The sequence below is a fragment of the Paenalicyclobacillus macrosporangiidus genome, from assembly GCF_900116805.1.
In the GTDB taxonomy this organism is placed as follows: domain Bacteria; phylum Bacillota; class Bacilli; order Alicyclobacillales; family Alicyclobacillaceae; genus Alicyclobacillus_H; species Alicyclobacillus_H macrosporangiidus.
Genome location: NZ_FPBV01000043.1, coordinates 1 through 9,742, shown reverse-complemented (window position 1 = coordinate 9,742; position 9,742 = coordinate 1). Strand labels below are relative to the sequence as shown.

Sequence of the window (9,742 nt, the reverse complement as noted above, 5' to 3'; positions counted from 1 at the left end):
TACTAGTTGGTTGCGTCACTTTCTAGTAGACACGCACGGTGGCTTCGTCGTCAATTGTGAACGACGGATTTTACACCACTACTTGAGACTTTAACCAGGGGTTCAAACCATTCCACAAAAAACGCACTGCACACGGGAAAGTGCAATGGATACCCTGTCACGAATGTGCCTCCGGGCTTCAACACCCGGGCAATTTCTTTCACCGATTCTTCGATGTTCGTCAGATGAAGAAATGCACTTCCCGTGACAACATCAAACGTGTTATCCGCAAATGGCAAACGCTCCGCCTTCGCATGGACCACTTCCACCCAATCGGCATGAAGCGCCTCACGTTTTCGTCTGACCGTCGCCAACATGCTCGTAGAAGGATCGGTGGCAACCAGACGGCCATTCGATCCGACCGCCTGAAATAGCCCCGTTTCAAACGTGAGGGCGCCCGTGCCACATCCCAACTCCAAAACGCTCATCCCCGGCTGGATCTGGCACAGGTCGAGTATCCACTTCCGAAAGTCGACAGAACCCCGAAAAAGGATATCCATGATGGACTGAACATCCTCTAGCGTGTTGAAGTTGTTGAGCCGAATCAGACGAGACCTGAACTTTAAGAACCCGGACTCGTTCAATATCCGCGTGATAATTTGCAATACGTCGTGGCCGCGAGGGGTGAGTTCGACAAATCCGTCGCGCACAGCCACCAGGCGTGACGCCACCGCCTGTTCAAATTCGCGTGTTACTGTATCGGTGCTCCATGGCCGATGGATATCTCCTTTCAGAAAGTCGTCCACGTGTATCGATCCGTAATACTGAAGACTCTGAAGGTCATCGTACAGAATCGTGAGCAAATGAAATGGGACGAAACGATGCAGGCCAACTTTTTCAACGAAATTTTCCGTCAACCGCTGTGCCACGCTCACCATTTCTTCTGTAACCGTTAACGTCCCCAGTTCCAGATGACACAAATATACGGCTGTACTCGAGACGGCCTCACGGCAAGCCTCGGCAGCTCTCTCCACATCCATCGGGTAATCCCCCAATAGCTCCATCGTCCAGTCAGCTCGCCAGTGTTGAGCTGCGAATTGTCTGGCCCAAGTTCTGATAGTGGTCAGCAAGTTGATAGAGATTCGGTGCTCCCCTGTTCCCCACGTCAACCAGGGCGCAATGACGATACCGTCACGAATCATGGTTCGCCCTGTTTCAATCAGAACGTCAAGATCCAGTTGATTGATCACCCAACGACACCTCCCGTCGATTTAAAAATTTCGACAACTAAGATCAAACTCCTGCTAACCCGATTGAAGAGGGATCCGTTTCTGCAAACCGCCGACAGCCGCGCTTCAGTATAATTGGACGTTCGTCACGAACGGGATTGTCGGCGTCTCCGCCAGCCGTACAAACGTGTCGGACGGCGGTGCACCCACTATTTCTGATATCGCACAACCCAGGAGACAGAGGAGTTTGTTTGTTTGCGGGACAATACGTCCGCAGACACTTCTCCCAACTTCGCCAAAGCCTCCAGCTTGTCTTTGTCGATCACCTCAACGATGCATTTCTTGCGGACGTTCGGTGGTAACAAACTGGAAATCTCTGCGGCGTCGTAAGTGGTGTACCTGGACGTCGTGATGGGACGTTGTTGTACGATGAGTTGAATGTGCCCACGTCGGTCCGTATGTTCCACCTGGTCCAGCCCGTTCTCTTTCATATACGCCTCAATCACTTGTCGCAGCGCCTCGAGTTTCTTCTCCATCTTCTTCGCCTCTGCGTACAACTCCAAGTACTGGTCTACCGCCACCTGTATGTCTGCTCGAACCCCCGCCACGGACAGTCCTCCTTTCATGACGAACCTGTACATCCTATGTGCGGAACTGTCCGTACAGCACCACAAACGGGGCCCGTGGCGGCCGCGTTTTCTTGTGTCTTCTTTGTGTATCCATGGCCTTTGGCAACGTGTTTCGCTCGCCGTGTCCTTCACTCGTGAAGAGATTCCAAATGACCCAGAGCGCCCGTACAACAGCTGAATGGGACCCTGATCTCATCAGATAGTTCACGGATGACATTCGTCGCTACCTGGAGAGGCTGCTGCCGATCGCGCTGCCCCCATCACACGGGATCGTTTGCCAAGTAGCGAAACGTTCATCACCAACGTGACACTGAGCAAGATGACGATGAGACCTGCGATCATGCTGACCGTGATGTTCTCCCCCATCCATACAGCACCCAAAACATACCAAAGACGGGAGTCAGATAGGTGACGCTGAGTGTTTTGACTGGACCCACGTTACGAATGAGCGCAAAGTACAGAGGATAGGCCAAAGCTGTACAGAATATCGCCAGGCCAAGGGCAGCCAGGATGGAAGCGTTGCTCATGGTGCTTTGTGGAAATGTCAAGCCGGCTGCCGGAATCAGGGCGATGGTTGCGCCCATCTGCTGTCCAATCGACACATGCATGGGTTTCTCTCCCTTGAACGCCTTCGACGAATATACACCCGCGACGGCGTATGAGATGGCGGCAACAAGCGACAGCGAAGCTGAGACGAGCAGTCGGTCTCCACTCCCGGAAGGCTCCCACCCTACCAAGATGGCCACACCGGCGACTCCGAGGAGGATCCCCGCGATTTTTTTGGGTGTGAGCGGATCCTTGACCCACATCCAAGCAACCAAGGCGGTAAACAGCGGCGTGGTCGCGTTCAAGATCGCCGCCAAAGATGCGGGAATATACAGCTCGGCCGTTGAAATCAGGGAAAACGGAATCGCGGCGTTCAACACCCCGAGAACCAGGTACGGCCTCCATTTCCGCAGGATCCCCGGTTGCTGCCCGCGAATCCACTCATACCCCAAAAGCACCAGTCCAGCAATGGACACGCGAAGAAATGCCAGTGCACACGGTCCCAGGTCACGGGCACCGACGCGCATGAAGAGGAACGATGCACCCCACAACGCGGCCAAGGCCAAGAGCATCAGAAGGTCTTTCGGTTTCATGAGTGATTTCTCCCTTTCGGAGATGTCAAGTCCTGATGCAGTTGTACCACGAAAGATTGACTGCGGGCTTGTCAAATCTTGCCCTGTCATTTCCCATACGCCGTGCGCCCACGTCTGTCTCCCGAACCAAATGTCCAGGTGACCTGATGCCTGGGTGGAAACGGGCAATCGTTGTCCATGACACAAGCCGTCGCACCAATGGTCGTCCTCCATACACTACATTGACTCTAGGTTCGGGGGGAGGTGATACCGAATGTACGATGGCGGATGCTTTGGCCCCTTTACCCGATGGGCAGTCGTGTTCTTGATCATCTTCGTGCTGTTCATCCTTCTTGTCCCGTTCACGGGCGGATACTCCGGAGCTTCGTATTGAGCATCGGCGTAACCGGATCGTAACCCGTTGAAAGGAGTGACCCGCATGTACGACGGCGTGTTCGGTGGTTTCACCCGATGGGCAGTGGTGTTCCTGATCATCTTCGTGCTGTTCATCCTGCTGATTCCGTCTGGTTATGTGCGCACCTGCACCACCACACCGGTTTACTGAGGTACCCGTCTCACGCAGGAATCCCCCGATTCATTCGGGGGATTCCTGCTCAACGTCAAACCAGATTCATCTCGAACCTGAACAACGTACGCCGGTGCGCCCCAAGCCGTTCATGGTGGCGTTCCTCTTGATCCGTCGCACGGTTCAAGTGGCTTGTTCAAGCCATCGCTCCTTGTCTTCGGCTGCGAACGGTTGCAACAACTCCAATTTCACCGATTCCACGTGTTCCATTGGTACCCTTGTTCGTTCTGGAAACCGGACTGGCGGAGCCGGTTTTGTCGCATCCACGATCACCGCACTCGACATCTTCGGCGTGCGCGATCCGTCAGCATGGGATTCCCAATTTGTAGGCAACAGCCCCCCAGGGCCATTCCACTTTGGAATCACGACAAGGTCTTCCGCAGCGTCAAACCGGGTGCCGATGGCCCAAGCGACCTGTTCGCCGTTAAAGACATCAATGTCGTCATCGACTACGACCACGGCGCGCAAGTTTTCCTGTTCTGTATTCAGTGCTGCGAACGCAGCTTTCTTGACATCCGAATCGCGTTCTTTTGACAATGACAAGTAGCAGTGCATTCTGCTGTACACGGGGACGTTCACAGTCCTCAAGCTCGGGACGACCGATTTCACCGCATGATAGATGCTTCCTGCTCGAGGAATGGCCCCTACCATCAGGTGCTCACGGCCAGACGCCACGATGTCTTGGAAAATCGCGTTCGACCGATGCGTGATACACGTCACGCGTATGACCGGTACGGAATCTGCACCTAAGTAATGCCCTGGCCATTCACCAAACGGACCCTCGGGATGGAGTTCGTCAGGCAAGATTTCGCCTTCGATGACAATCTCCGCGCGGGCCGGGACCAACAGATCAGACGTTTCCGCCTTGACCAGTTCAAGAGGTTCCCCAAGCAACCCGCCCACAGCTTCGTACTCGCCCCCGATCCCCTGCAAGCGCGAAACTGCCCCCATCACAAAAGCGGGATGATGGCCAATGGCAATGGCAATTGGGGCGGGTTTTCCTAGCTTTTGATACTTCTTGTAGATCAATCCTCCATGGTGTGCACCCAAAAACCAAACGCCCATCGTATTCTTGCTGAATACGTGGTGACGGTAAATTCCAGCGTTGGTAACGTGGGTTTCCGGATCCGCGATGACCATCACGCCGGCAGTCAAATAGGGACCTCCGTCTAATTCATTATGAGTGGGAATCGGGAGGTAACTGAGGTCTACGTCCGCCTCGCCGATAACGACCTCTTTGACAGGCGCCTCTTCCCGTGGCACGATTCACGGGGCGATGGGCTGTCGCAACCTTTCCCCATAAACCTTGGGGATATCCTGCACGGCACAGTCGAGAAACAACGCGACGCGTTCATATGTCGTCAAGAGATTCGATATGCAGGGCAGAGGGGAGTCCTTTACGTTCTTGAACAAAAGCGCCGGGAACTGATTCATTTGCGCTAACCGGGCCGCAAAAGCGGTGATGCCAAACCGTGGATCGACTTTGTCACCAACGACTTTGAGGTGATCCGGATAGGTCGCCACCAGTTGCTGAAGGTATGTTCGCAGATCTTTCGGCAACGTTCACCATCCCCTTCAAGTGACACAATCATCATTTGTCGTATAACGATTAAGTATAGTCCATAGAGAAGCCGTTGCACAGCGTGCGCGATCCCTCGGTAAAATTCTGACTGAAGAAGGGTCAGCTTACCCACGACGAAACCCACATTATAGGAATCGTTTTCGGTATAAGAATATGTTTCCGCCTATCCTGTTTTTGCTTGAGAATGTAAGTTTAAAGGAGTCCTTGTGGTGTAAGTCACTATGTTTGCTACGGAGATAGCAGGGGTGGCAGTAGCCAGTGAACAGCCAGGGCATACTTGAGTGGAACTTCAACATGAGCAAGGGGGCATGTGATCGTATTCACTTTTTATGCTCATTTTTGAAATAGGATTTCAATGCTGACTTAACAGCCATTCTAATCAGAAAAAATAATCCGGCGATGAGACCGCCCACGAGGATGAGATTCAATAGAGCGCCCAAAGGATAGAAAATCGTCATTTCAATCGAACTCCTTTCGTGTTCATTATATTCAGTGCCGAAATTTCGCACAAACTGCATCTGATGGACGTCCCATTGACCCCTTTTGTGAAAGTGCACATTATGCAATTCATGTTGAGCCGTTTACCACGTTGTGTACTGAACAATACTCCACCATTACTGTACAAGCATAACACGTACGACTCCAAAGAGTATACGAAGGAGTTGCCACCAGACCCCGAAGATCAGCGACACTCAGACACAGGAAGAGCCCGTGATGTTCGCGGATGACAGACACCTACTCCGATTCATGAGATACGGATTTGCCCCTACTCGGCAAAAGATGCGGGGCGCATACAAGGGTGATTAACAAGCGGCCCGAAATCTGTTCGAAAACCGAAATACAGCTTGCATCATCCAGTGTTGGAGAGGTCCCCCCGAAGATTGCTTGAGGGGGACCACCACCTTGGGAAATCCCCCTCATGCCTTGCCAAATCACAATGTCTGTGGCGTGATCATTGGTACAGAATGACCTTTAGCGCTCGTTCTTTCGCGGCGTTTTCGAAGACATCATACGCCTTTTCGATGTCAGAGAGTGGGAAACGATGGGTGATGAGCTTTTTGGGTTCAAGTTTGCCGGCGATCACCGTTTTGAGCAGCATTGACGTCGAGTAGGTGTCCACCAAACCCGTGGTCAACGTGATGTTGCGAATCCACAGTTTCTCCAGGTGAAGATTCACGCTCTTGCCGTGCACGCCCACGTTGGCGATGTGGCCGCCCACTGCCACGATACCCTGACAGATATCGAACGTGGCTGGTATTCCAACCGCTTCGATCGCGACATTCACGCCTTTCCCCTCGGTGAGTTCCAGAACTGCTTCCACAGGATTACCGCGTGAACTGTTCACCGTCTTCGTGGCACCAAAGGCACGTGCCACTTCGAGACGGTTGTCGTCCAAGTCGACCATGATGATTTCAGCCGGAGAATAAAACTGAGCCGTGAGCAACGCCGCCAAACCGACAGGACCAGCGCCAACAATGGCCACCGAGTCTCCCGGCTGAACCTTTCCCTTGAGAACGCCGACTTCAAAACCAGTCGGGAGAATGTCACTCAGCATCACGAGTGCTTCTTCGTCCAAGCCTTCCGGGATTGGATACAGACTGGTGTCCGCATGTGGAATGCGCACGTATTCGGCTTGCGTTCCATCAATCAGATGCCCCAGGATCCAGCCGCCGTCTTCGCAGTGTGAGTACATACCCTTCTTGCAATATTCGCATTTCCCGCAGGATGTGACGCACGAAATCAACACCCGGTCTCCAACCTTGAAGTTGCGGACCCCAGCCCCCACTTCCTCCACGATTCCGACACCTTCATGGCCAAGGATGCGTCCGTCGACAACCTCTGGGACGTCACCTTTTAGAATGTGCAAGTCCGTACCGCATATGGTGGTCTTCGTAATCCTGACCACCGCATCCGTGGGTGCCTGAACCGTGGGCATAGGTCTGTCTGCCCATTCCTTCCTTACAGGGCCGCGATACACGAGCGCCTTCATGTCAGAACCCCCTCATGGTGTGAACATGTTGGAGTGCACCAGGAATGATTAGGTTGTGCCATGGGCCTGATGCTCCAGGACATATTCATGTTGTCCTGCCTGCGTATCCATGATACCGCGATGCTTATGAAAAATGTGTTTACGTTATTTAACTTTACTACCGTTGCCGTCGGCATTTTTTCTCGGATTCTGTGCTCTGGTACGAATTCCAACTACAATTCAGGGCTGCTGAACGGCCAAAGAGATCAGTCGCGACAAGGATTACTGGCCTCTCGTGACGAAGTCTCCTACGTGGGTTTCGTGTGAATTCCGTCACAATCGCTTGTATGCTGAGAGGCTGCCGGTGCACCGACCGAACGACAGACGCCGCTTCCGGGTGACTTCTCCCTTCCGTCTGGTGGGAAGTTGATCAAGGAAGACCGCTGAATGAACTCCGCCCAGTTGTTCCACGATGGAAAGTCGAAGAGCACTACGGAGAGCGATTTCAACCCTGAACGAAGGGACAGCAAGCGTATTCTGCCCGTGTGGCACTTGATGCACTCATCATCCAGGACCGTCTGGGTTTGGCCGGGTCCAGACGTGTGGAGTTAGGTCAACGAATGGACCGTGATCGCGATCGCGTAGGCCGAACGCGATGATGACGCGGATGATCAAGGTGATACCAGTTCAGCGCTTCCGGGTGTGAAAGTCGCTTCCCAGCCCAGGATAGCGACGCAGATTCATCGCGAACCAAAGGTAAGCTCCCGTTGGATGCCATGTGCGCGCCGGCGGACATCTCCTATCCGGCCGGCCGGTCCCTCTGAACGAGGAATGACAAGGGACATTGAGAAATTGGAGAAGAGGATTGACGATTCTGCGTATGGTATGCGAGCGCGGCAATCGCAAGCCGCGCACGCCGATCGGGAGAAGAAGCGTAGAACGTACCAGGCAGTGGCAAAGCAACGTTGTGTGAGCCCGCGTGCAGTGCGTAAGGTGGTCGAAAAGCGGCTGCGGTTTTGTCGCGCGGGATCTCGGCATCAGTGGATCGAATTGTCAACATTTCACAACCCCATATGTGCCCCGATGTTCGCCAGACCATAAATCATATTTCGAAGGAGATCTTTATGGAACTTCGTCCGCATGTGAAATCCTTTTTAGAGTCAATTTCAAAAATAGACTCTACGCCCATATCAAACGTCATGGAGTTACGCCGTCACCAAATGTCAAGAGTGATTCCTGTCCATCAGCGACCTCACGTCTGGCACGTTGAAGAGATATCCATTCCCGCCCACGAAAGGGCAATCCCTATCCGCATTTACACTCCAAATGCTCAACCGCAACTTCCACTGCTTCTGTACTTTCATGGTGGGGGTTTTTGCATAGGTAGCCTTGAAAGTCATGACGTGATATGTCGTCGATTGGCAAACGAGTTACGTTGGAAAGTGATTGCCGTGGACTACAGACTGGCTCCGGAAAATCCATTTCCCGCAGGAGTCGAAGACTGCTATGCGGTGACAAAATGGTGCACTGAAAATGCCTCTTACTTGAACGTAAACCCCTCGGTGATTGCAGTGGGAGGAGACAGTTCCGGAGGAAACTTTGCCACGGTCGTCACATTGATGGCACGTGACCGGGGAGGTCCCTCCATTTGTAAACAGGTATTGATTTCTCCGAACACGGATTTTTACCAATCCCACATTCCAACGAAATATGCATCCTATGCTGAATGTGGCTCAGGGTATCTCACGACTGAACGAGGCATCAGTCAATTTTGGTCATGGTACATACAAAATGCTGACTTGGCCCGTCATCCGTATGTATCCCCCATGCAGGCCACGGATTTGACTGATTTACCTCCTGCGCTGATCATTACTGCAGAGTACGATCCATTAAGGGACGAAGGAGAGGCGTACGCGCGCAGACTTGACGAATCGGGTGTGCCTGTTCGGGCGATCCGTTTTGAGGGCACCATTCATGGATTTTTGGGGATTTTTTCAGATCAGGAAGAAGGGAAAGAAGCCCTGGCAGCGATGAAGCAGTTTCTTACAACGTCCGTATGACGGTGAAACGCAAGATCCCAGCAGGAATGCCCTTGTAAGACGGTTACAGTGAAAATGGCTCATTCCTACGTCACGACAGCCGTCACATGTTGACTGATCCCCTGCACGCCCGCTGTCCATGTGCGTGCAGCCAGTCGCTGTGGTACTCACGCCATCTGTCCGTGATACCGACCAGCTTTCTCCGGAAAAGAGGAGGAGACGTATTGAACTTCAAGAATTACGTCTCTCTAATCAAATCCAACAAATTTTTTAGAAACTTTTGGATTGGACAATTCATTTCTTACTTCGGGGACATGTTTTATGACATTACAGTTACATGGGTAGTGTACACAAATACGGGATCTGCCGTTCAGTCTAGCCTGGTCCTGATCGTAAGCTTTTTGCCAGAGACGTTACTTGCCCCATTCGTTGGGAGCGTAGTGGATGCATATGACAGAAGAAGGATTATGATATTCGCTGACCTGTTTCGGGGGTCCATCGTCGCCGGTTTACTTAGGGTCTGCTGAACGAGTCTTTCTGCGAGATTCGACGGCACTTGGTTTGTATGCTGTTGTATGGCGTCTTGGCCTGCCGCCAAACGTCACGCGAGC

General features: G+C 52.7%; 10 protein-coding genes. 3 read left to right on the top strand and 7 right to left on the bottom strand.

The window, feature by feature from the left end; translation table 11 throughout:
- Positions 1–50: 50 nt before the first annotated feature.
- From BM357_RS17895 to BM357_RS17885, 3 genes are all read right to left on the bottom strand, one after another.
- Complete coding sequence (locus BM357_RS17895) at positions 51–1,229, bottom strand: class I SAM-dependent methyltransferase (protein WP_074956671.1); 1,179 nt, start codon at positions 1,227–1,229, stop codon at positions 51–53.
- 188 nt (positions 1,230–1,417) lie between these two features.
- The gene (locus BM357_RS17890; protein WP_074956669.1) at positions 1,418–1,816 is read right to left on the bottom strand and encodes a DUF7376 domain-containing protein; all 399 of its coding nucleotides are present in this window, start codon (positions 1,814–1,816) and stop codon (positions 1,418–1,420) included.
- Positions 1,817–2,175: 359 nt separating this feature from the next.
- Positions 2,176–2,976, bottom strand: a complete 801-nt coding sequence (locus BM357_RS17885; protein ID WP_074956667.1) for a DMT family transporter — start codon at positions 2,974–2,976, stop codon at positions 2,176–2,178.
- 418 nt (positions 2,977–3,394) lie between these two features.
- Between BM357_RS17885 and BM357_RS20550 the strand changes: the two genes are divergently transcribed.
- Positions 3,395–3,520: a hypothetical protein gene (locus BM357_RS20550; protein WP_281245620.1), complete on the top strand. Its 126-nt coding sequence runs from the start codon at positions 3,395–3,397 to the stop codon at positions 3,518–3,520.
- Between the two features lie 144 nt (positions 3,521–3,664).
- Here BM357_RS20550 and BM357_RS17880 read toward each other — a convergent pair whose 3' ends face one another.
- The 4 genes from BM357_RS17880 to BM357_RS17875 all read right to left on the bottom strand — a co-directional run bounded on the left by BM357_RS17880 (position 3,665) and on the right by BM357_RS17875 (position 7,113).
- Positions 3,665–4,804, bottom strand: coding sequence for a UbiD family decarboxylase (locus BM357_RS17880; protein WP_342741644.1), 1,140 nt, complete (start codon positions 4,802–4,804; stop codon positions 3,665–3,667).
- 3 nt (positions 4,805–4,807) lie between these two features.
- Positions 4,808–5,101 (bottom strand): UbiD family decarboxylase, encoded by a 294-nt coding sequence (locus tag BM357_RS20605; RefSeq protein WP_342741643.1) that lies wholly within the window; start codon positions 5,099–5,101, stop codon positions 4,808–4,810.
- 342 nt (positions 5,102–5,443) lie between these two features.
- On the bottom strand, positions 5,444–5,641 hold the full coding sequence (locus BM357_RS19535; protein ID WP_139234788.1) for a hypothetical protein: 198 nt from the start codon (positions 5,639–5,641) through the stop codon (positions 5,444–5,446).
- Positions 5,642–6,075: 434 nt separating this feature from the next.
- A complete protein-coding gene (locus tag BM357_RS17875) occupies positions 6,076–7,113 on the bottom strand; it encodes a zinc-dependent alcohol dehydrogenase family protein (RefSeq protein WP_074956665.1) in 1,038 nt (345 codons plus the stop codon).
- A 1,019-nt stretch (positions 7,114–8,132) separates the two neighbouring features.
- Between BM357_RS17875 and BM357_RS17865 the strand changes: the two genes are divergently transcribed.
- Both BM357_RS17865 and BM357_RS20820 read left to right on the top strand, forming a co-directional pair.
- The gene (locus tag BM357_RS17865; protein ID WP_083430665.1) at positions 8,133–9,152 is read left to right on the top strand and encodes an alpha/beta hydrolase; all 1,020 of its coding nucleotides are present in this window, start codon (positions 8,133–8,135) and stop codon (positions 9,150–9,152) included.
- Positions 9,153–9,238: 86 nt separating this feature from the next.
- Complete coding sequence (locus BM357_RS20820) at positions 9,239–9,658, top strand: MFS transporter (protein WP_083430664.1); 420 nt, start codon at positions 9,239–9,241, stop codon at positions 9,656–9,658.
- Positions 9,659–9,742 lie beyond the last annotated feature (84 nt).